General features: G+C 40.4%; 23 protein-coding genes. 4 read left to right on the forward strand and 19 right to left on the reverse strand.

The window, feature by feature from the left end; genetic code table 11:
- The first annotated feature begins 402 nt into the window (after positions 1-402).
- Together HQQ94_RS04730 and rimI are read left to right on the forward strand one after the other, a co-directional pair.
- Entirely contained in the window at positions 403-747 is a 345-nt protein-coding gene (locus tag HQQ94_RS04730; protein ID WP_173293326.1) for a hypothetical protein, read from the forward strand.
- Positions 744-1,199 (forward strand): ribosomal protein S18-alanine N-acetyltransferase, encoded by a 456-nt coding sequence (gene rimI / locus HQQ94_RS04735; protein ID WP_254304001.1) that lies wholly within the window; start codon positions 744-746, stop codon positions 1,197-1,199. The genes HQQ94_RS04730 and rimI overlap by 4 nt, the downstream gene beginning before the upstream one ends.
- Before the next feature lie 62 nt (positions 1,200-1,261).
- Here the strand turns inward: rimI and lipA are convergent, their stop codons facing one another.
- From lipA to leuS, 14 genes are all read right to left on the reverse strand, one after another.
- Entirely contained in the window at positions 1,262-2,227 is a 966-nt protein-coding gene (lipA, locus tag HQQ94_RS04740) for a lipoyl synthase (RefSeq protein ID WP_173293327.1), read from the reverse strand.
- A 4-nt stretch (positions 2,228-2,231) separates the two neighbouring features.
- Positions 2,232-2,879: a lipoyl(octanoyl) transferase LipB gene (lipB, locus tag HQQ94_RS04745; protein WP_173296522.1), complete on the reverse strand. Its 648-nt coding sequence runs from the start codon at positions 2,877-2,879 to the stop codon at positions 2,232-2,234.
- Positions 2,880-3,033: 154 nt separating this feature from the next.
- On the reverse strand, positions 3,034-3,300 hold the full coding sequence (gene ybeD / locus HQQ94_RS04750; RefSeq protein WP_173293328.1) for a DUF493 family protein YbeD: 267 nt from the start codon (positions 3,298-3,300) through the stop codon (positions 3,034-3,036).
- 125 nt (positions 3,301-3,425) lie between these two features.
- Positions 3,426-4,601 carry a serine hydrolase gene (locus HQQ94_RS04755; protein WP_173293329.1) on the reverse strand — a complete coding sequence of 392 codons (1,176 nt, stop codon included), beginning with the start codon at positions 4,599-4,601 and terminating at the stop codon, positions 3,426-3,428.
- Between the two features lie 117 nt (positions 4,602-4,718).
- A complete protein-coding gene (locus HQQ94_RS04760; protein ID WP_173293330.1) occupies positions 4,719-5,516 on the reverse strand; it encodes a septal ring lytic transglycosylase RlpA family protein in 798 nt (265 codons plus the stop codon).
- Positions 5,506-6,504 carry a lytic murein transglycosylase B gene (mltB, locus tag HQQ94_RS04765; protein WP_173293331.1) on the reverse strand — a complete coding sequence of 333 codons (999 nt, stop codon included), beginning with the start codon at positions 6,502-6,504 and terminating at the stop codon, positions 5,506-5,508. Before mltB ends, HQQ94_RS04760 begins: the two co-directional genes overlap by 11 nt.
- A 127-nt stretch (positions 6,505-6,631) precedes the next feature.
- A complete protein-coding gene (gene rodA, locus HQQ94_RS04770; protein ID WP_173293332.1) occupies positions 6,632-7,738 on the reverse strand; it encodes a rod shape-determining protein RodA in 1,107 nt (368 codons plus the stop codon).
- Positions 7,738-9,591, reverse strand: a complete 1,854-nt coding sequence (mrdA, locus tag HQQ94_RS04775) for a penicillin-binding protein 2 (protein WP_173293333.1) — start codon at positions 9,589-9,591, stop codon at positions 7,738-7,740. Before mrdA ends, rodA begins: the two co-directional genes overlap by 1 nt.
- 82 nt (positions 9,592-9,673) lie before the next feature.
- Complete coding sequence (gene rlmH, locus HQQ94_RS04780) at positions 9,674-10,144, reverse strand: 23S rRNA (pseudouridine(1915)-N(3))-methyltransferase RlmH (protein WP_173293334.1); 471 nt, start codon at positions 10,142-10,144, stop codon at positions 9,674-9,676.
- Positions 10,144-10,473 (reverse strand): ribosome silencing factor, encoded by a 330-nt coding sequence (gene rsfS / locus HQQ94_RS04785; RefSeq protein ID WP_173293335.1) that lies wholly within the window; start codon positions 10,471-10,473, stop codon positions 10,144-10,146. Before rsfS ends, rlmH begins: the two co-directional genes overlap by 1 nt.
- Positions 10,474-10,582: 109 nt before the next feature.
- Complete coding sequence (gene nadD / locus HQQ94_RS04790) at positions 10,583-11,212, reverse strand: nicotinate-nucleotide adenylyltransferase (protein WP_173296523.1); 630 nt, start codon at positions 11,210-11,212, stop codon at positions 10,583-10,585.
- Between the two features lie 7 nt (positions 11,213-11,219).
- The gene (gene holA / locus HQQ94_RS04795) at positions 11,220-12,260 is read right to left on the reverse strand and encodes a DNA polymerase III subunit delta (RefSeq protein WP_173293336.1); all 1,041 of its coding nucleotides are present in this window, start codon (positions 12,258-12,260) and stop codon (positions 11,220-11,222) included.
- A gap of 57 nt (positions 12,261-12,317) precedes the next feature.
- Complete coding sequence (lptE, locus tag HQQ94_RS04800; RefSeq protein ID WP_173293337.1) at positions 12,318-12,812, reverse strand: LPS assembly lipoprotein LptE; 495 nt, start codon at positions 12,810-12,812, stop codon at positions 12,318-12,320.
- A 131-nt stretch (positions 12,813-12,943) separates the two neighbouring features.
- The gene (gene leuS, locus HQQ94_RS04805) at positions 12,944-15,535 is read right to left on the reverse strand and encodes a leucine--tRNA ligase (protein ID WP_173293338.1); all 2,592 of its coding nucleotides are present in this window, start codon (positions 15,533-15,535) and stop codon (positions 12,944-12,946) included.
- A 121-nt stretch (positions 15,536-15,656) separates the two neighbouring features.
- Here leuS and HQQ94_RS04810 point away from each other — a divergent pair, with 121 nt between their 5' ends.
- A complete protein-coding gene (locus tag HQQ94_RS04810) occupies positions 15,657-16,157 on the forward strand; it encodes a zinc ribbon-containing protein (protein ID WP_173293339.1) in 501 nt (166 codons plus the stop codon).
- Positions 16,158-16,180: 23 nt separating this feature from the next.
- Here the strand turns inward: HQQ94_RS04810 and HQQ94_RS04815 are convergent, their stop codons facing one another.
- From HQQ94_RS04815 to HQQ94_RS04835, 5 genes are all read right to left on the reverse strand, one after another.
- Positions 16,181-18,805 carry an ERAP1-like C-terminal domain-containing protein gene (locus HQQ94_RS04815; RefSeq protein ID WP_173293340.1) on the reverse strand — a complete coding sequence of 875 codons (2,625 nt, stop codon included), beginning with the start codon at positions 18,803-18,805 and terminating at the stop codon, positions 16,181-16,183.
- Positions 18,806-18,986: 181 nt separating this feature from the next.
- Positions 18,987-19,580 carry a penicillin-binding protein activator LpoB gene (gene lpoB, locus HQQ94_RS04820; RefSeq protein WP_173293341.1) on the reverse strand — a complete coding sequence of 198 codons (594 nt, stop codon included), beginning with the start codon at positions 19,578-19,580 and terminating at the stop codon, positions 18,987-18,989.
- A gap of 21 nt (positions 19,581-19,601) precedes the next feature.
- Positions 19,602-20,969 carry a COG3014 family protein gene (locus tag HQQ94_RS04825; protein ID WP_173293342.1) on the reverse strand — a complete coding sequence of 456 codons (1,368 nt, stop codon included), beginning with the start codon at positions 20,967-20,969 and terminating at the stop codon, positions 19,602-19,604.
- 149 nt (positions 20,970-21,118) lie between these two features.
- Entirely contained in the window at positions 21,119-21,331 is a 213-nt protein-coding gene (locus tag HQQ94_RS04830; RefSeq protein ID WP_173293343.1) for a SlyX family protein, read from the reverse strand.
- 8 nt (positions 21,332-21,339) lie between these two features.
- Positions 21,340-22,296, reverse strand: a complete 957-nt coding sequence (locus HQQ94_RS04835) for a WD40 repeat domain-containing protein (protein ID WP_173293344.1) — start codon at positions 22,294-22,296, stop codon at positions 21,340-21,342.
- 163 nt (positions 22,297-22,459) lie between these two features.
- Between HQQ94_RS04835 and fkpA the strand changes: the two genes are divergently transcribed.
- Positions 22,460-23,248: an FKBP-type peptidyl-prolyl cis-trans isomerase gene (gene fkpA, locus HQQ94_RS04840; protein ID WP_173293345.1), complete on the forward strand. Its 789-nt coding sequence runs from the start codon at positions 22,460-22,462 to the stop codon at positions 23,246-23,248.
- The last annotated feature ends 11 nt before the right edge of the window (positions 23,249-23,259 follow it).

Consider the following 23,259-nt stretch of genomic DNA (forward strand, 5'->3'; position numbering starts at 1 on the left):
AAAAGGAAGTGCTGTAAGGGACTTATTCACAATAGGTGACATTAACTCCTTAGAATATCCATAATATTGAAATAATAAATCGATAGCTTATCTATACAAATGAAAGAACCTTTATGCTATTAAAATAAGTAAGCTATTGTTTTAAAGGGTGACAAGTGGATCTCCAAAACCGCATTTGTGAGTTAGAGTCTGCCACCTCTGCTAAATAAATGGAGCATTGCTCGGCTTTTTTGTACGCGAAATTTGGATAAATTAATTTTTTCTTCGTTACTATTATTGTGGGAGCTAGATTACCGTTTGGTGGGTTAGCTTCCACTATAAGTCTATTGCTTATGCTAGGGCAAAGGAAGGGATAAGCTGGTATCCTAGTTAATATCAGAGTCAATATTAAGTGATAGCAGCGTGGAAAAATCGGCATATCTAGATGCAATGGGGATCACAAGGTGGAGCCTGGGAAGTGAGGAGAAACAGGAGTATTTTATCTTAGTTGATAAGGTTTCTGCTGGGCTAGATAATAATACTATTATAGCGACCGCCTTATCCTTAATCGACTGCCCCTTTATTCATTGCACATTTACAAGTTCGCTAGAGAGAGGTGCTGATATTATTTGGGATATGCGCAGAATAAAGCTGCCTAAGTCAAATGCTGTTTTGAGTTCAGCTCCTGCGAGTGAGTTAGAGACTTCAGTTGAGAATAAGCGAGAGCTTTGGAATATGATTATCGCTGTGCAGGAGCTTGGCCGATGATTCATGTTCAGAAGGTTCAAGTATTACCTCTTAGCATTGAATGTAGTCAGAAAATGGCACATCTCGCATCTAAAGTTCACTCTCATCCTATGAGTACATCGACTATTGAAACATGCTTTGGTCCCTTATATACCTCTGTGGGTATCTATTTAGATGATGAGTTTCGAGGTTTTGCTATTTTGCATCAAATTTTTGAAAATGCCACTCTTATGGATATTTGTATAGAGCCAAAATTTCAAGGGCGAGGTCTTGGCCATCTGTTATTGGATCACGTTATTACCTTTGCCCGTGAGCATGATGCTGAGACTTTTTTTCTTGAGGTGAGGGAGTCAAGTGTTGTGGCGAGAGCACTATACATAAGAGATGGATTTAGGGAGGCTGGCTATCGTAAAGGTTATTACAAAACGGCTAGTGGCACTGAAGATGCGATTTTAATGGAATTGACTTTGTGACATTAAATAGCGTCAACGAGTACTCTCGTGACGCTATTTGATGGATTTAGAAATAGTGTTAGTTACTTTATTTCTTTTCCTTGAGCTTGAAGATCTGCATGGTAGCTTGAACGAACCATAGGACCGCATGCTGCATGAGTAAAGCCAATACTATCGGCAAATACTTTAAGTTCATCAAACTCTGCAGGTGGGACGTATCGTTCAACAGGAAGATGAAATTTAGACGGCTGTAAGTATTGCCCAAGTGTTAGCATTTCTACATTATGTGCTCGCAGATCTTTCAACACATCAGCTATCTCTTCGTTTGTTTCACCTAAGCCCATCATTAAGCCTGACTTAGTGGGTACATTGGGGTGACGTTCTTTAAACTTCTTTAGCAAATCCAAGGACCATTGATAATTTGCACCAGGACGGGCTTTACGATAATGCATGGGGGCTGTCTCTAAGTTATGGTTAAAGACATCAGGTGGCTCAGTTGATAAGATATCAAGCGCAGCATCAATACGGCCACGAAAATCAGGGACTAAAGTTTCAATTTTTATGCTCGGATTTAATTTTCTGATCTCGCGGATACAATCTGCAAAGTGCTGTGCACCTCCATCACGAAGATCATCACGATCAACTGAGGTGATCACGACATATTTTAGTTTCATATCTTTGATGGTTTGAGCGAGTTTTTTAGGCTCCTCAGCATCAGGTTTAAGTGGTCGACCATGAGCAACATCGCAAAATGGGCAACGACGTGTACAAATTGCACCTAAGATCATAAAAGTCGCAGTACCATGGTTAAAACATTCTGCAAGATTAGGGCAAGATGCCTCTTCACAAACAGAATGCAGTCCATTGGCTCGTAAAGCCTGCTTGATTTCATCAATACGTTGACTTGATGAAGGTAATTTCACTCTTAACCAGTCAGGTTTTCGCAGCATGGTTGCGCGTTCAGATGGTATTATTTTAACTGGGATACGAGAAACTTTATCGGCATCTCTGAGTTTTACACCTGGTTGTAATCTTTCTGGTCTACTCATATGACTATGATAATCCTTTATGGTGAATTAGATTTTGGTAGCCTAAGATTTGGCTAAGTGTGTTAACAAGCTGCTCGCCTGCCTCTTTGACAGTTTGAGGTCCACCGACTTGCTTACATTGCGCCATTTCTAGGCCAGCATAACCACAAGGGTTAATACGTTGGAATGGACTCATGTCCATATCGACATTAAGCGCTAATCCATGAAAAGAGCAGCCCTTACGGATCCGAAGCCCAAGTGATGCGACTTTTCGTTCGTCAATATAAACACCGGGAGCATCAGCTTTTGCGTAGGCGTTGACTTGATAATGTTTGAGCATCATCACGATACTATTTTCAATATTAGTGACAAGTTGACGCACACCAATATTAAGCCGCTTAATATTGATCAGAGGGTAAGCGACAAGCTGACCGGGGCCGTGGTAAGTCACTTGACCACCACGATCGACTTGAATGACAGGTATATCACCAGGATCCAAAATATGTTCACTTTTACCTGCTTGACCTTGAGTGAATACAGGTGGGTGTTCTACTAACCAGAGTTCATCAGGACTGGCATTGTCTCGGTTATCAGTGTATTCCTGCATCGCGTGCCATACTGACTCGTAATCTTGTGTTCCAAGAAACCTTACGTGCAATGTGCTTTCTAACAAGGGCATGCGCTCCCCTTAAACAATAATAGAGGTATTATACCCCCCTGACTCATAATTGTAAGCTAGATCACATTAACAATGCTTCCAGAGGGTCAAGATGAGAAGTTGAAGTCTAATAAAGTTAATTAAAACAAATCATCAGCGAAGAGTCGGTTTATAGAACACGTTTCACACCTTTAATGGCTGCAAGCTCCATATAAAGAGACTCGACTTGTTCCTTACTTTGAACCGTTACTCTAATACTGATGGAATGGTAAGTTCCTTTGCTTGAGGTTTTAGTGCTTGGTACATAATCGCCAGGTACGTGTTTTTGCACAACGGCTACGACATTATCAGCCAATGTTTCGCAAGCATCACCAACGACCTTGTATGAAAAAGAACATGGAAATTCCAAATATTCATCAAATTTTGTATCTAACATATGGGGTCTCTTGGACGAAAAAACAGTGATCTTTATATGGTGGTTATTATACCTAATTCAAGGTGCCTAGAGCAAAATGAAAAAGCCACCTTTAGGTGGCTTTTTCATTTATAAACATAAATGGTTTAGTTAAACCATCCAGTAAATAATTGAGTGAAGTAGTCCATTAGTTTACTGAACCAACTACCTTCATTAACTTCTTGTAGGGTTACGAGTGGAAATTGTGCGATATCTTTACCATCAAGCTGAAAGAAAATACGCCCCACGGTTTCACCTTTACTTAAGGGGGCAGTTAGCTCTTTTGTGAGTTCAAAATTTGCCTGTAAATTTTTAGCTTGGCCGCGGCTAATAGTGATCGGTGTATCTGTGATAACACCTAAATCTACAGAGTCTTTATCACCATACCAAATTTTTTGTGTTACGAAGCTATTACCCGCTTTGTATGGCGTGATGGTTTCAAAGAAACGGAAGCCATAATTTAGGATTTTTTTGCTTTCAGCTTTACGAGCTGCTTCACTTTTAGTTCCCATAACAACAGCAATGAGACGCATATCATCTTTTGTCGCTGATGTGACTAAGTTGTAGCCTGCTCCTGATGTGTGGCCTGTTTTAATCCCATCGACATGTAAACTTTTGTCCCATAATAAACCATTACGATTGTATTGTTTGATCCCATTGTAGGTGAATGATTTTTTGCTATAAACAGCATATTCATCTGGAACATCCCTAATAAGGGCTGCGCCTAAAATTGCCATATCATAAGCGGTTGTCTTATGATTTTCAGAATCCAGACCATGAGAGTTTTCAAAGTAACTGTCTTGCATGCCAAGTTGCTTAGCCCAAGAGTTCATTAAGTCGACAAATCCATCTTCGGTACCAGCAATATGCTCAGCCATCGCAACACAAGCATCGTTACCTGATTGAATAATAATACCGTGGTTAAGATCATCTACTGAAACCTGTTTCCCGACTTCGATAAACATTTTTGATGAATCAGGAAAATTCTTTGACCATGCTTTCTTGCTGATGGTGACTTGATCGTCTGGTGAGATATTACCTACTTTGATTTCATTACCAATAACATAACTTGTCATCATTTTAGTTAGGCTAGCAGGGTTTAAACTTTCGTAAGCATTTTCTTCAGCGATCACCTGTCCAGTATTGTAATCCATTAAGATGAAGGCCTTGGCTGCAACTGTAGGTGCATTTGGCGTTACAACAGGGGCTGCGTAAGCAAATGAGCATGTAAGACTCGTTGCAAGAGCAAGTGATTTTATTATGGGCTGGTTTAAAACATTCATATCAATAAGGCACGTCTTATTTTGGTTATATTCAGGGTCGTAAGCTTATACAGTGTATCATTAATCGATAAGCTAATTCTGTGAAGGTTCATTAATCTTTCGTTATGTGACATTTTATTATTCAATGATGAAATAGCTTTGTGGAAAACCATTTGATTTTAAGTCAAGGTCTATCTGTAAAGCTAACTGCTGATGAGCAATAGGACCTAATTGCAGTCTGTAAAGATTATCACTTGATTTTATTCGAGTTTTTATTTTGTATTTATTTTCTAGTTGTGTTGCTAAATTATCGATTTTGTTTTTGTTTGTCGATGCGAGTATCTGAATATAATGGAGCTTAGTGTCTTTAAGTGTTGCTAATGCAATAGATTCAGGATTTTCTATGTAAATGACTTCAATTTTAACCTGTGCAGTGCCGGTTTTTAACATATCTAACTTGTGTGCAGCTGCGTAAGACAAGTCGATAATTCTATCATCATGAAAAGGCCCCCTATCATTAACGCGGACAATGACTTCTTTGTGATTGCTCATGTTGGTGACTTTGACAAAACTGGGTAATGGTAGTGTTTTATGTGCCGCCGACATAGAGTACATATCATAGGTCTCACCATTAGAAGTAAGATGCCCATGAAATTTACTGCCATACCATGATGCAGTACCACTGCTATTATAACCTTTGCCAGTATCCATGACTTGGTACGATTTACCTAAAACGGTATAGTTTTTCTTATTTCCACCACGGCTGTATGCTTCATATTTCGGGTGAGCATCTTCGACTTTAGTGACGTCTGGCGCGCTGTTCGGTGCTTTGTCATTGGCAATTTTATAACGTCCTCCACCATCTGAACTAGAGCAGGCTGAGAGAAAAAATGCTGTGACGAGTGCCACTATTTTATGAGTGGTGTTATTGTGCATCGTGGGCCTTTTTTAATTGTTGGCTAAATTGATAAACTGCCATAGCGTAGAGCGGACTTCGATTATAGCGGGTTATCACGTAAAAATTCTCAAGTCCAAGCCAGTATTCGTGTTTGGTTTTCTGTTCAAGGCTAATAATAAGGGCTGGTTGTGAAACGTCGAGATCGATAGATCCCGCTAATGCAAGTTTGGGTGATAAAATATCAGAAGCCCGATAATGTAAAGGTTCGCCAGCCCAAGGTTTTAAAGGGGAAGGAAGCCCATTTGATGCAGTTAAAGGGATGGCTACAGGAGCTCCAGCAATCCAACCATGTTGGTGAAAGTAATTAGCCACACTGCCTATAGCATCGATTTGGTTATTTAACAGATCTCTTTTGCCATCATGGTCAAAGTCAATGGCGTAATGTCGATAACTGGACGGAATAAATTGGCCATACCCCATAGCGCCTGCGTAAGAGCCTTTTAGGTTAGCGAGATCTAAATTCTCTTCTTTAACCAAGGTCTGTAAGTGGCTTAACTCTTTTCTAAAAAAAGTGGCTCGTGGAGGATAATAAAAACCTAGAGTATATAGGGCATCGATAACTGAGTAATTTCCCATATAACCGCCATAGTGAGTTTCGATCCCTATTATAGCGATGATAATTTGAGGATCGACATTAAATTCCTGAGCAGCGCGATCAATGGTTTTGGCATGTTTTTGCCAAAACTTGAGGCCTGCATTTAAGCGTTTTTCGGTTAAAAAAATGGGGTAATATTCATGCCAAGGTTTTGCTTCCCAAGGTTTTGTCATTGCATCGATGACATGCTGATCAAATTTAGCGGTGGAAAGAAATTTTTTCACCTCTTTATCGGTAAAACCTGAGGTTAACTGAGTCGTTATAAATTCAGATTTTAATGAATCTGCTGTGACTTCGCTGTTAACCATTGTGGTGGCTGAAGCGCCGATTGACAAAGTGCTCAAGAGTATTGTGGCTAAAAGTTTAGGCATTATTTTCACTTATTCGTTCCTATTAATAATGAGTCGACAGCGTTTGCAAACGGCGACTAGAGTAGGCTCTAGCAATACTAACTGACTTACTTAACTGAGTACGTTAAATGATTGCGACTGATTTATGCTACCTATCGATGAAGCGTCGATGGGTGTGAATACTCATCAAAATACCGAAGCCAGTCATTAACGTTAGCATGGAAGTGCCACCGTAACTAATTAGTGGTAAAGGCACCCCAACGACAGGTAATAAGCCTGATACCATACCAATGTTGACAAAAATATAAACAAAGAAAGTCAAGGTAATGCTTCCTGCTAACAAACGAGCGAAACTGGTTTGTGCCTGTGATGCGATGATTAAGCCTCGTCCTATAATATACAGATAGACGCTAAGTAATAAAAAACTGCCTATTAAACCAAACTCTTCGCCAATGACAGCAAAGATAAAGTCAGTATGTCGTTCTGGTAAAAACTCTAATTGTGATTGGGTTCCGTCGAGCCAGCCTTTACCCAACATGCCGCCAGAACCAATAGCAATTTTTGATTGGATGATATGATAACCAGCCCCAAGAGGATCTTTTTCCGGATCGAGTAAAGTGAGTACGCGAGTACGTTGGTAATCATGCATCAAAAAAAACCACAATATAGGCAGCATAGCGACAATCACGGCAATAAAGCCACCCACAATTGCCCAACTCATTCCAGATAAGAAGAGTACAAAAATGCCAGAGGCGGCAACGAGAATCGAGGTACCAAGATCGGGTTGTTTAGCGATTAACAAAGTGGGTATTAATAAGAGGACACCAGCTCCTGCTAAGTAACGTTTTTTAGGAGGGAGTGGAAATTTACTGATGTACCATGCCATGGTGATAGGAAAGACTAATTTTATCACTTCCGAAGGCTGAAACTCCATAAATCCTAAGTTTAACCAGCGTTGTGCTCCTTTATTTATTGAGCCAAAAAAATGTACGCCTAGTAGTAATATTATGCCTGCAACATAAATAGGAAATGCCCAACGCCTTAACATTTCTGGATTAATTTGGGCGATGAGAAACATAATGAATAGGGATAATCCCATACGAAACAATTGGCGTTCCATGATGGCGAAATCTTCACCACCTGCAGAGTAAATAACGAAAAGGCCAAAGCCCATCAATGTTAAAATTGCAAATAATAATGGCAAGTCAATATGCATACGTTGCCAAATATTAGGCCTATGATTTTGTGAGGTCATTATTTTTGCTCCAAACTATCTCGTAACATATATTCATCAAGCAGTGCTCTAGCCACAGGGCCTGCGTTAGCGCCTCCCCAACCAGCATTCTCAAGCACAACAGCGATGGCAATTTCAGGATTTTCGTAAGGAGCGTAAGCGATGACTAAAGCATTATCTCTAAAATGTTCTGATATGGCATCGGCATCATATTTTTCCCCTTCTGCGACACTAATGACTTGCGCTGTCCCCGTTTTCATTGCTGCGGTGTAGCTCGCATTTTTAAAGTGTTTCTTGTGTGCAGTGTCTCGCATCGCTTGATTGATGACGTCCCAGTTTTTTGCATTGTTAAGCTCAATGGGTGCATGCTCATCAATGGGTTTGGCAATTTGTAATGCGTTGTTTTTAATTGATTTAAGCAGATGGGGTGTGAAACGTTTGCCTCTGTTAGCCATAATAGCCGTTGCATTAGCCAACTGTAATGGTGTTGCTGTCCAATAACCTTGACCAATGCCGACTGATATCGTATCACCTATGTACCAAGGCTGATTGTAACGCATTTTTTTCCAGTCTTTCGAGGGCATGATGCCTACGGACTCTTCGAAAATATCGATGCCAACACGTTCACCGAAGCCAAAAGGTTGCATAAAACTGGCTATTTTATTAACACCTGTTTTATAGGCTAAATCGTAAAAATAGGTATCACATGAACCAATCAACGCACTGGTGACATCAACCCAGCCATGTCCCCAACGTTTCCAGTCTCTGTATTTACGTTCGACGCCTGGTATTTGCCAAAAACCAGGATCCCAAATTCGTGTTTTGGGTGTGATTGTTTTTTCATCTAAACCAAGCAAAGCAAGAAAAGGTTTCACGGTTGATGCTGGCGCGTACTGACCCTTTGTCGCACGATTAATTAATGGGCGTGAAGGTGAATCAAGTAGTCCAGCGTAAGCGTTAGTGCTTATTCCGTTTACAAATAGGTTAGGATCGTAAGTTGGGCTTGAAAGCATAGCTAACACTCCACCATCGCGTGGATCAATCGCGACAATCGATCCACGACGTCCATCAAGGAGTGCTAATGCTTTCTTTTGGAGCTCGAGATCAAGTGTCAGATAGATGTCTTGCCCAGGAGTTGGGGGGACTGATTTTAGTATTCGGATCCTACGTCCACGGTTATTGACTTCTTCTTCAAGGTGGCCGGGTTTACCATGAAGTAAGTCTTCATAGAATTTCTCTATGCCTTGTTTGCCAATATATTTGGTGCCCACATAGTTTTTCCATTCACCACTTTGTTGTAATACTTGTTTGTCTTTGTCATTGATCCGGCCGACATAACCTAGGGCATGTGTTATCAGACCGTTGTAAGGGTAATGGCGTTTTAGGCCTGCAACAACAGATATTCCCGGAAATTTATGTTGGTTAACACTAAAGACAGCAACTTGCTCTTCTGTAACATGACTTTTAAGTGTTAATGGTTTAAAGCGTCGATGGTATTTAAGTGATTTAATAAAGTCATCTTGTTCATCGCTACTAATGGAAATAATGTTGCTGAGTTGAGCTAATGTTGCTGGAATGTCGTTAACTTTTTCAGGGATCAGCTCTAAGGCGAAAAATGGTTGATTTTCAGCGAGAAGATGACCATTGCGGTCATAAATCAGCCCGCGGTTCGGTGCGACCGGAATAACTCTGATACGATTATCATTAGAGCGAGTTTCGTAATCGGTATATGAAAGTATTTGGAGGTGATATAAGTTACTTAGTAATATCCCTAATAAAGTCACTACGCAAACAAAAGTAAACAAGGCTCTTCGTTTGAAAAGCGAGGCTTCTGCTACGTGGTCATGCATCGTTATCCGCTTGTTTGGCGTCACTTACATTTTCTCCAGCTTAGCAATAAGCACTGGGTACATTGCTTCACTTAAGGCTTGAATTAGTTTTAAGCTAATCCCCTTACTATTCTCTATGGTAAGGGTGATTAGTGTTAACGCTCCATGCTCGATAGAGGCTTTCAGCAATAAGGACTCTCACTAATGGGTGAGGTAATGTTAGAGCAGATAAGCACCAACTTTGGTTTGCAGCGTGTTTACATGAGGGAGCGAGACCTTCTGGGCCACCGATAAGCAGACTGACGTCTCGTCCATCAAGTTGCCAACGACTTAACTGATTGGCTAGCTCTGGTGTTGTCCATGTTTTACCTGGAAGATCTAAACTAACAATGTGGTTTCCTTTTGGGATCGCAGCTAACATTAATTCGCCTTCTTTATTGAGAATTCGAGTTATATCAGCATTTTTCCCTCTTTTTCCAGCTTGGACCTCTACCAATTCGAGTGCCATGTCTCTAGGAAATCGGCGTTGATATTCCTTGAAACCTGCGGTGACCCAATCTGGCATACGTGTGCCTACCGCAACAAGTTGGATCTTCATTAAACTGGCTTTTCAGTCCATAACTTTTCAAGCTCATAGAAATCACGCGTTTTATCTTGCATCACATGAAGGATAACATCACCAAGATCAACAAGTACCCACTCACTGCTTTCACGGCCTTCAACACCATTGATGTGAAGATTAGCACGCTTAGCTTCAACTACTAAATTTTCAGCAATTGCTTTCACGTGAGTTTTTGATGTTCCTGAACAAACAACCATAAAATCAGCTATGTTAGAACGTTCTGAAATGTCTAAAACAACGACATCTTTTGCTTTTAAATCTTCGACCTTGTCGATTACAAACTGCTTTAGCTCGGCGCTTTCCACGCGTTATTCCTTAATAAATTTTGACAGCGCAGTAGTATAACATCTAATGACACATCTCATAAGTGATTGCAGGCATAGAAATGTAATTTGATTGGGAAATAGCTTAAACTCATGTTTGATACAGGTTTTTATCTCTAATATATTGAATGATTATAGCAGGTAAAGCTGTAGTCATGATGATTCCCTGTGAGAGCTGCTGGCGGATTTCAGTGGATGAGTATGCTTGTGGTGTGATTTGGATTGGAATAATGAGGCCTGATTTTTGATCTGAAATATCCACAGGGGATGATTTTCTCAGATGGTATTCATCTAGAATTTCATTATCAGGTAACAAACTCCAACCTTGACGTTGGCAGACGACGATGTGGCATAATCTAAACAGCGATTGCCATTTATACCAGTGGGTGAGTGACACCAGTGAGTCCATACCCATAATGAAATAAAACTCATGACTTGGATGAGTTTTAGTTAACTGTTCCAGCGTTGTCACTAAATAAGAGGGGGATGCTCGCTTGGCTTCAATGTCACACAATTCAAGTTCATCATGTTCATCACAAATGAGCTGTGTCATTGCCAAGCGATGTTGAGTACTGACCGATGTCGAGCTTTTATGAGGAGGTTTGTGGTTAGGCATTAACCAAATTTTATCTAAATTAAGTTGCTGTTTAACTTCGAGTGCAGGGCGAATATGACCAAAATGTATTGGATCGAATGTACCACCTAAAATACCGATACGCATAAGCTCATTATACCTTTTCATTTAGTTCGATATGAGCAAGTAATCGATGTGCGTTGGGATCGAAAAGCAAACTTAGGTGGCTTATACCTGTCCAATCTTCGATGCCTTGCTGCTTAAGTTTAAGTTCGATAGCAGATGTACTTGCTAGTAACTTTTCTATATGGACTAAGTGAAGCCTGTTGAGTGCTGATTGGTATAATGATTTACGTTTATCCCATATTCTTAGCTTACTCCATAAGGGTTGCAATGGTTGATGACTGTCCTGTGTTATTTTTAGCTGTAGTAGTATAGAGAGCTCTTTAAAAATACCCCATAATATGATTGGCATTGCAACTCCCTCAGCTTTGAGTTGGGAGATAATGTGTAGTGCTTTATCTTGTTGATTATTGAGCATGGCATCGGTTAACAGAAACACGTTAAAACGAGACTGATCTTCAAAATAGGATGCGAGTTGACTGCTATCAATTTGAGTCGTCGGGCTTAATAGCTGTAAAAGTTTTAAGGATTGCTCAGCCGCTAATAAATTGCCTTCATATAAATCGTATAGCATTTCTCTAGCATCGCGGGTAAGTGTGAGGGCAAAGTGAGTTATTCGCTCATCGAGCCAGCGTTGAAATTGACTCCCCTCTGGAGTAATGCACGGAACATAGATGCTGTGTGCATCTAATGTTTTAAACCATTTACTCTTAGTTTGTTCCGCTGTGAGCTTAGGCCCTGTGATGATGAGAAGAACATCTGGATTAGGTATTTGCATTAAGTGCTGTAAAACCGTACTGCCTTCACTCCCTGGTTTTGCTTGAGGTAAAATGACTTCGATGATACGTCGACTTGAGAATAAACTCATGGTTTGCCATTGCTCTGTGAGGTCATTCCAATTAAAGCCCGTTTCTTGAGTCAACTGTATTTTTTCTTCAAAGCCTTCTTTTTTAGCTTGAGCGTAAAGATGATTTAGGCTGGTATCGCATAGCCATGGATCGTTACCAAAGACAAGATAGCATTGTTTCAGTGGTGTGAGATGAAGTAAAAGTTTATCTGGGTATATCCGCATCAAATTACCTTAAAAAATGAGATGTGCAGCCCCTAACAGGACTGTCACATCTAAGCCTCAATTAACCTCTATGGTAGCGAGAGTTTGAATTATTTGGTCTGCAGCTTGAATACGCATTTCTTTTAACAAGATCTCCATTTCACGACTTTTTGCCAGAGCAGTGCGAGGATCATCTAGATAATCTCTTTTAATATCAACATTAAATTGTTGAGAATCTTGTTCTGGAAGCGTGACGGTAAAGGTAACATGATAGGCGAGCTCATACTCTGCTACATTGCCTGTAGGGTAAAGAGATAGTGTCGTCCTATCAAGAGAGTCTGTTATTAGCTGTAATTTTGGTGTGTCATTGCTCTCTTTTACTAACGTAATATTGTTGAGTCGTAAACGTTCACGGACTAAACGTGTGAGTTGACTATACTGATCTTGGCTGCTCAAATGCAGGGTTGTTAACTGCTCTGGTATCGAGTAGTTTCCTTGAAGTTTAAAGCCGCAACCAGCGCTAAGTAACACGCTTAGGGCTATGATGGTAAAACATATGCGTTTGATGAGCATAAGCTAAGTATTTATTCCTTTATACAATGTTTCTTGGCCATGACATGAAGCTAAACATTCATCGTCATGATGATTGCCAAACTTTTGCGTGTTATTTGCATCAGTTTGGCATTGATTTATTTCAGACTGTTTTAGTTAGCCACGATGTTGAGCAATTTGCCCGGTACATAGATGACTTTACGGACTATTTTCCCCTCGGTATGTTTAATCACCCCTTCCTCTGCGTGACCTAGTGCTTCAACCGTTTCTTGTGTGGCATCTGCGGGGACGGTAATTTTAGCGCGTAGCTTACCGTTTACTTGAACAATGATAAGTTTGCTGTCTTCGACAAGAGCAGACTTATCAGCTTCTGGCCAGCGTGCATCTTCAATGCTCTTAGAATTACCCAGTTCATTCCATAAACGAAAACTCGTGTGTGGAATGATGGGGTAAAGTAAGCGAACAACAGCTGATAGTACTTCTTGCATTAGAGCTCGGTCTTGTGGTGTGTCAGACGGGGCTTTGTGAAGGCGATTCATCAGCTCCATTACAGATGCGATGGCAGTATTGAACATTTGACGACGCTCAATATCATCACTTACTTTAACAATGGTCTTATGCAGTTCACGACGTAGCTCTTTTTGCTTAGTATCAAGAGAGGTGATATCTAATGATGCAGTAGCGCCTTTTGTAACGTGGTCATGTGCGACTTTCCACAAACGTTTGATAAAGCGGTGTGCACCTTCAACACTGGATTCTTGCCATTCAAGTGTTAGCTCTGGCGGCGCTGCAAACATCATAAATAAACGCACTGTATCTGCGCCATACTTATCCACCATTTCTTGCGGGTCGATACCATTGTTTTTAGATTTTGACATTTTACTCATGCCAGTATAAACAAGTGCATTACCTTGGTTATCAATGGCTTTAAGGATCCGACCTTTATCGTCAGTTTCTTGTACTGTCACATCAGATGGTGAGACCCATACTCGGGTACCTTTTTCATTGTTATAGTAAAAAGTATCGGCTAATACCATCCCTTGAGTCAGTAGGCGTTTTGCTGGTTCATCTGAGTTAACCAGATCCATATCACGCAACAATTTATGAAAAAATCTGAAGTACAGTAAGTGCATGCACGCATGCTCAATACCACCGACATACTGATCTACGGGTAACCAGTAGTTCGCCTTGGCTGGATCTAACATCTCATCGGCATGAGGACTACAGTAACGTGCGTAGTACCAAGATGATTCCATAAAGGTATCAAAAGTATCAGTTTCTTTAAAAGCTTCTTGGCCATTAATTTGGGTTTTAGCCCACTCTTTATTGGCCTTGATTGGGCTCTGAATGCCATCCATGACCACATCTTCAGGAAGAATGACAGGTAGCTGATCTTCAGGTGTTGCTACGACGGTTCCATCAGCAAGAGTCACCATAGGGATGGGGGCTCCCCAGTAACGCTGACGAGAGACTCCCCAGTCACGTAAACGGAAGTTAACTTGGCGTTTGCCTTTTCCTTCAAGGGTTAGCTTGGCATCAATGACATCGAATGCAGTTTGAAAGTCCAGACCGTCTAATTCAGGGAACGTGTCTCCAGAGTTAAATACAATGCCTTTTTCGGTATAAGCTTCTTGGCTAATATCGAGTTCACTATCATGTGGCTTAATGACACCTTCAATTGCTAAGTCGTATTTAATCGCAAATTCATAATCACGTTGATCGTGTGCAGGTACAGACATTACCGCACCAGTACCGTAATTCATTAGAACGAAGTTAGCCGCCCAGATGGGGACTTGCTTCCCTGTTAATGGGTGAATGGCAAACAGTCCCGTTGCAACGCCTTTCTTTTCCATTGCAGCCATCGCGGCTTCTGTAGTATCAGCGTTTTTACATTCTTCGATAAATGCTGTAAGTTTTGGATTATTCTTGGCCGCTTGCTCAGCTAAAGGGTGACCCGCAGCAATGGCGACATAAGTCACTCCCATAACCGTGTCTGGGCGAGTGGTATAAATGTCGAAGGATTCACTGCTATCGGCAACTTGGAACGTCATCTCAATGCCTTCACTACGGCCAATCCAGTTACGTTGCATGCTCTTAACTTGTTCAGGCCATTCGTCCAGTTTATCAAGGTCTGTTAGCAGTTCATCGGCATAATCGGTGATCTTGATGAACCACTGAGGGATCTCTTTTTGTACGACTTCAGTGTCGCAACGCCAACAGCAACCATCTTGCACTTGTTCATTAGCTAAAACGGTTTCATCGTTTGGGCACCAGTTTACAGAAGCTGTCTTTTTGTAAACTAACCCCTTTTCATAAAGTTTAGTGAAAAACCATTGTTCCCAACGGTAATATTCAGGAGTACAAGTGGCTATTTCACGGCTCCAGTCATAACCGAAACCCAGCATTTTCAGCTGGTTTTTCATATAATCGATATTTTCATAGGTCCAAGGTGCAGGTGCCGTGCTATTTTTTATTGCTGCATTTTCAGCCGGTAAACCAAATGAATCCCAACCGATAGGTTGTAAGACATTTTTTCCTTGTAGGCGTTGGTAACGGGCTACAACGTCACCTATAGTGTAGTTGCGAACATGACCCATGTGCAGACGTCCCGAAGGGTATGGAAACATAGAGAGACAATAAAATTTCTCTTTACTTTCATCTTCAGTAACTTCAAACGTTTTCATGTCTTGCCAGTGCTGCTGCACTTTTGCTTCAATTTCTGAAGGTTGATATTGCTCTTGCATCAATATTTCCCGGCCATGTAGCCCATTATTTGATTTTGCGCACTTTTCCGCGCGAGGTTAGTATGCATAGAATAAACTAGAAGTGAGTCATTAAAAAGGTTCTGATGAAGGAGTATTGAATATGAGTTCAAGAGCTACGCAATTATTATCGCTTTATGAAGCGCTATTAGCGCAAGTAAAAGCAGACTATGCTAACGATAACACTATGACAATTAAAGGGTTGTTCTCTGTTATTACCAATAGGAAAGAATTTCTTTCTCTTAAAGAACAGACTAAAGAAGACGAGTTAGCTTTAGTTGAACAATTTTTGAAACGTGATATAGCTAGCTATTTGCATGAGAAAAATGATACTGACTTGAGCCACAGTCCTACGATGATCACGGTTGAAAATACCGTTTGGCATTGGTTGAGCGGTATGACTGATCGTAGCCAAATTGAGTGGCATGAAGTGTTGCAAGACTTTAAACATGGGGGTGTCTATACAAGTGGTGAAATCGTGGGCCAAGGCAACATGGTATGCGTGCATTGTACTAATGAGATGCGTATCGAGTACCCAGGTGTTATCCCTGACTGTCCAGAGTGCGATGGAAGTGAGTTTACTCGGGAGGCTCTTGCTCCCTAATTTAGCGAGTTAACATGTGAACGTTAATGGCGCAATGTTTCTTTCATTTTGACGCATTGAACTTCATCTCGATGGGCTTTTTGCAGACCCTCTTGGCTGATTTGTGATAGTCGACTGCCAATGGGTTTTGTTGTACGTTGTGAATAATATTGGTTCATTACCTTTGCTAGAATCGCGATATTTTGGTGATCGCATCGAGTTGGAATTAAGTTGCTCACATAGCGCTGCATAAAATGAGTGTTCTTACGTTTATCCAGTTCACTTAAGTGCTCAAACCTGAGTTCAGATGTTGCATCGCGAAGCAGCTTTTGCTCTTCAGGATAAAGGTGAGATATGACGGTATTGAGTATTGAAGGTTTAATCTGCTCATCGCTGTGAATTCGAGTTAACCAGCTCCGTTTTATATTCGCTTCAGGGCGGGAAACATAAGCGGCGATAGAGGCTATTTCACCACTTTCTGAAGTGTCTTTTTTTTGCTCGGCTAGCAGTATGCTTTGGCTCTTAATATGATCATAACGATTAATCTGCTTGATCATTTTCCAGCGTGTCTTTTGATCTAAAGTAAGTCCGTTAATATTGGCTGCTCCTGCTAAAAGTTGTACTAAATGATCAAGAGTTTGAGGGCTGTTGGAAAATAAAATGTAAGCATTAAACCAGATCTGTTGAAGTTCAGGTTTATCTTGGTAGAACATGGTCTTTCTTAGACTCATCTGTGCTAGTCCTTTGATGGCATGACGAGAGTAATTAAGGTGCATAGGTTGCATCAATTGAAGATATTTTTTACTTTTTTTGAGTTGATTTAACACTTGAGTTAGGACTGTTATGTTTTGTTCTTGAGGTAAATTGATAAACACTGCGCCTAAATATTGATCTAACGGTAGCTCTCCATCTAAGACACTTTCCCAAAGGCTTTGCCATAACATAGATTTGAGTAATGGATCATCAATTGAGCTGATTTTAAGCTTAGCGGTTTGGATAGATTTCTCATCGAGTTTAACCTTTGCATAGCCCCAATCTTGATCGTTGGGGTAAACAAGATCTGGGCAGCGGACACCGACAAGCCTTTTTATATTTGTTTTAGCACCTTGGTAGGTAATGGTGACATCTAAGTTGCGGTGTAATTGCTGCTGACTTTTAATGTACAAGCTTAATGTTACCTTCTGTTTTCTAAGCGCTGTTTGTGTATTACTTAAAGGTAATTGCAATAAATTAAATGAGGTCACACGATTGTCACTACAACTAAAATCAACTTGGATCAGGCTTTCTCCAGTTTGTAGCCAGCTGTTTTGCCAACTACTGAGATCTTGCTGGATTTTTGAGCTTAATTTAGCGATTAAACCATTAAAATTAATATTTTTTTTACTAGGGTATTGCAATAAATCTATTAGTGAGAGTTTGAGGTTTTCTGCTCCAAACTGATGGGCTAGCTGTCTGAGTATCGCGGCTCCCTTAAAAGCGTCGGTCAAAGGGTGTAGTCCGGTAGAATAATAAAAGCCAGTTAACTGATCCTGCTCATAGGCAAGATTCTTCTGATTAAAATATAGACTGCGCCAAATCTGAGGGGATGTACTGGTGTTGGTTAAGGCTTGATCTGTCATATAGAGAGCTAGGCTATCTAGTAGAGGATCTGTCGTGACTATTTCTGTGTTTGAACTGTGAGTAGGAATGATATTACTTAACCATTGTGTGGCTAAAGCAGTGGTAATATTAGTGGCGAATAGTTGTTTATTCATGTCTGTTAGGTTGCTGTTGAGCATCATGTCTTTTTCAGTAAAACGAGTTACTCCAGCATCAAGATCACCATTGAAAAAAGATGGGCTAATAATTTGATCATATTTTTCATATGGGTAGGGAATATCGAAATGCTCATTGAAATAGTTAAATATTATTTTTGTATAGGAAAGCCATAAACGAGTGTTGATAGAGCTGTGAACTGATGGTAAGGAAAGCAGTCTAAGTTTTATTTTACTAAAATCCGCTAGGCTTATTTTGAAAGGGCCGGCATAGATAGGCAATTGACCTGCAGTTATTTTAGGACTTTTTGGAAACTGCCAAAGCTTTACAGTCCCAGTCGTTATGACATTCGTTTCTTTCATTGTGGTAACAACAACCCAAGATTTAGGGGCCGTGATATTCAATTGATAATTGGCTTTGAGTGAGGTTTGCGGGAAGAGAGGAAATAATTGGCTCGTATCGCCTTCTTTAAAATTTGAATATAAGTACACTTGCTGATTATTTAGATCGACATAATGTGCTAACCCGTCATCCTTTTTAAGGGTTCCTGAGTAACTAATTTCAAGTGTGTTACTGCCTGTATTGAGTAATTTTTGGCTTAAAGTGAGGTGTTGACCATCATAATTGGGGTAGATCTTATGACCATTGATACTGAAAGAATTCACTTGAACGTGCTTAAGTACTAGGCTGAGTGGCTTATTGGCATTTTTGAGAGAGAAATCGATTTTACTTACAGCACTAAATTTAGGTTCGTTACTGACAAATAGTGTTAACTCATAGTATACGTCTGAAATTTGAGATGAGGGAGATTCTTGTCGCTGTGGATCATTTAAATCGTCTCCAGCCTCTGCTTTAATTACACCGCTTAGTAATGTGATAAAAGTGACAAGTGAGATCAAGCAGATACGCAGCATATCCAAAGCTAATTTCCTATATCATTATTATTTTGCTTAGATTACTCGATTTAGTCAGGTGAGACTATATAAAAAGCTAGCGAGAAATGAGTCTGTTTTTTTGGATTCAATAATGCCAATCGTGGAGTCGATTGGCATTATTATTTAAGCTGTCAATGTTTAACTGAACAGTGAGATAAAATTATAGACCGAGAAAAGATTTAGATTTTACTTTACGGATCTCTTTTTCATCAGACCATTCGATGAGGCCTGTTTCCAGATCCATAAGACGCATGGTCATCTTGTAGTAAACATCCTTGGTGCTTCCGTCCTGCTTAACGATGCTTGAAAGGTTACCGTAAAGCATATATTGAGCACCAATTTGGCGACCAAAACTGATAGCAGTAGATGGGTCGACCATACCTGCATTGTTTTGGTAATCTAGCTGCTTGCGTACCGAATCGACTTTAGTCATGTCGATAAAGCGAAACTTACCCGATCTAAGTAGTTTGTTGCTGATTGAGTCAGTCACTGATTCAGTATCAATATGCTCTGAGGTCTTATTTTTAATTTTATCGACAAAAATGATTGGTCGATCGTTGGCTGTTAATACCATGACAGGTGGAAAGGTCAGCATGCTGTCGACCATTTTAGCTGCAATCGCTTGTAAATCCGTTGAACCAAAGTTTTCATTGACGGTTTCTACTTCTGTAGCATCCCCGTACTCAACTTTTGATTGACAACCAGCGAGACCAATTGTCGCTGCTAGTAAAAAAATCAGTTTAGCATGTTTCATAGTGAGTTCCATTGATGTTGATTATATGATTATTGAATAAAAACGGGTGTAATTACCAGTGTCTATTATCCAAACCAGTGTCGTTCTTCCGCTCTTTATCTCTATATTACTTGGAATTGAGGTATCAAGCTTGAGTGAATACTGACCTTGATCAAGATAAGATCGTGCTATTTGAGCTTGTTTTGGTAACGTTAGCCAGCTGCGTCGATCAGCCTGCTCTGTGACAACATTGAAGATTTGCATCGCAATAGCGCCAAAATCTGTTTCATTTTTTCTGGATTTTGAATCACTGCGTACGTTCCGTGCCATTTCAGATTTTGCATATACCCTAGCTGCTTGGCGCATTAATGCTGCAGGCAATTCCTCTTTGAGCGCGGTTAGCGCGAGTGCATCTATATTGGCTATTGGTGATGCGGTTAATGTTTTTCCTAAACCGGTTATTTTCCCTTTAGTGACGGGATGAGAGTGAAAAGAATATGTGGCTAATGAGGCTGTTTGCCAATTGTCGTTGATGCGAAACGGAACGGTTAAACTTTGTTTTTCATCCACAAAGCCACGTTCGACGAGTATGATCACTTCTCCTTGGTCTTTTTTAGCTAGTTTAGTCTTACCCCAACGTTTTTCAAATTCATCCGCTTGAGGCATAGAGAGTTGTTTTGCTAGTCTGACTAAATCTTTTTGAAGATAAGCGTTATGAGGTGAGATCTGTGCTGCTTTTCGGTAGTCGATAAATGCATCGTTTGGCTCGCCAAGTACCTCATGCAGAACTCCTGTGATGTAATAGCTATAGGCATTTAAAAATGAGCTGCTGACGCTACCAGCTGCTTGGTCTAGCTTGTCCATTTCAGCGTCGATAGTCCCATTTGCGATAGCCTGAACGGATTCGTTTGATTTCTGATATCTTGCCTGTTCAGAGCTCTGTAAGTTGTTACTTCGCCTGACTTCAACTAAAGCGCCTTCTTGATCACCACTTAATAGATAGTTTAGCGCTTGATACTGATGCAACATTATCCTTTCATAACCTGGCCCACGGTAGGGGATCACATTATCATTGAGGAATAAACTACTGGTGGTCGCACCCACATCTGAAGCGCTAAGCGTGGCTTTATCATCAAATTTTAAATAAGCAGATACGGCATGTTGGTAGTAAATTTTACTGGCTTCAAAATCACCTGCTATTTGAGCGACTCTTCCAGCCTCTTGAGCATAAAGAAGACCATCAGCTCCTGAGATATTATCGGCGATACCATCTGCTGCTTTTATCGGCTCATTGGTATTTAATTGGGCTTTTACTGGTGCTATTTGCGATGGGTAGTTAATGAAAATACTGTTAAATGCGCAGCCAGTTAGTGACAAGCTGAACACTGTGATCAGTAGCCAATTTTTCATAGTTGTGCCTTAAGTAGCCTGACTTGTCGCATGCTTTTCCTTTATATATTATGCTGTATGGAGCACGATATCTTTAGTTTAACCTTATATCAAAACATAATAAAATTGAATTAATGCTGACTCAGAGTGATTGAAGTCAGCGTTCGTGATTAATAATGAGGTGGGGGGGACTCTTCTGCTTGATTCGCTATGTTGCTGGGTTCTACGGTTTGTAGTTTGCTGATAAGCAACCGTAATTGGTGCTGCTGTTCGGCAAGTAGATCATTTAATTTTATCACTTGCTGGTCAAGTTCTTCGATAATACTGTCTTGAAAAGCCAGTTTCATCTCCAGATTTTCGACTCTTTGTGCTAATAGTTCCATTTTTACCTCTAATGGACAGGTACGGGCCAAGTTTCGATTAGCCCGTTGCTGCTGATACTAATGATTTGATTCATGCCTTTGCTTGCGACAGAGTATACAACGGCTCCTTTCATTTGTGCATGTTTGCTTCGCTGAATTTGCCATTTAGCCAGTTTTACCCCCGTTTTTGTTTGCCACAATATGATTTCTCTTGCTGGTGTGCCAGTTATTAGCTGAGTATCATCATTAGAGAAGCGAGCTGCAGAGAAGTTCATTTTTCTTCGCTGAATGTTTAATTTGCTAATTTGTTGCCCATTATGATTATTCATAATGAGGGCATTATTGGTACTATCACCAATAAAAGCACGGGTTCCACTGCTATTTAACAGAACTTTCATCACTCGATTGTCAAATTGCCAATCATGTATTGGTTGCCCTGTTGTGGGGTTCCATAGTATCGCATGTTTATCGTTCGCGCCTGTTAACGCAAGTTGTCCATCCGAGGATAGAGAGACGCTATTCACTTTTTCGGAATGGCCTAAGAATTTAATGAGGGTGCGATCGGGGTGAAGAGACATAACGCTCCCATCGTTTAAGCCAATTAAAAGAGCACTGTTGTTGGCTACATCGACACTCTGTCCGGTAGAAGGAAGTGACCACCAGCCTAACGAGTGTCCATCAGATATGCGCCATAGACCCACTGAGTCTCTTGTTAGGGTGGCAGCATAAAGCTGATTTTCTGAAATACTAGTATCAATAGCACTTGTGTTACCTTTACCATGTTTCCATGTAAATATCTGTGTTTTGGTCTGTAAATTCCATAACTGTATTCCACTACTTGCTGTGCTAATTAAGGCTAAATTACCTTGGGAAGAAAGGCTTGCATCATAGGTAGGTTCGAAAATTAACTTCTGTGTATCTACTGCTTGCTGCTGGCAAGCGGATAAAATAAAAGTACAAAAAACGATCGAAAGAATGTCTTTCATGAACTTACTCCAGAAAATATTGTCTTTAGTCCAAGGAAAATACAGTTATTCTGAAAATGAGACTTCAGTAATGTAATTGGAATATCATATTTAACTAGTATAAAGTGGTTGTCCTAATAGAGTAAGATTATTGTAACTAAGAGAAGATGCTGAGGAAGCTTTAATGAAATCAATTTATAAAATATCACTGGTTGCGTTGGCCGTTATTGGCCTGTCTGCTTGTAATCAGCAACAAAAAACAACTGAAACTGCTGCCAATGTTGAATTGACAACAGAAGTACAGAAACAAGCTTACAGTGTTGGAGCATCGATTGGTAAGTATATGTCAGGTCATATCAAAGAGCAGGAAGAACTAGGCTTACCTGTTGACCGTAGTCTTATTATTTCAGGTTTTAGCAATGGTTTGAATGATGAGCTAAAGCTGACCGAAGAAGAAATGCAGACTTTATTACAAAGTCTGGATGAAGAGTTAAATGAAAAGCGCCAGGCTCAAGCTACTGTTCTAGCTGAAAAAGCACTAACAGAAAGCAAAGCTTTCTTAGATGCTAATAAGGTGAAAGAGGGGGTCGTGACAACTGAATCTGGTCTTCAGTATGAAGTCTTGACTCCAGGTACAGGCGAGAAACCCAAAGCTGAAGATACTGTTGAAGTTCATTATGTCGGCACATTAACTGACGGTACTGAGTTCGATAGTTCTGTTGCACGCGGTGAGTCAGCTAAGTTTCCACTGAATCGCGTTATTCCTGGCTGGACTGAGGGTGTTCAGTTAATGCCTGTTGGTGCTAAGTATAAGTTTGTGGTTCCTGCTGAACTTGCTTACGGTGAGCGTGATACAGGAACAATTCCTGCAAACTCTACGCTAGTATTTGAAGTTGAGCTTCTCTCTATTGAGAAAGCAGCAGACGTTGCTGCACCTACAGCCAATGCAGCTCCTGAATCAAAAGCTCACTAATTTGAGTTTGA

It is taken from the genome of Shewanella sp. VB17, assembly GCF_013248905.1.
Taxonomy (GTDB): domain Bacteria; phylum Pseudomonadota; class Gammaproteobacteria; order Enterobacterales; family Shewanellaceae; genus Shewanella.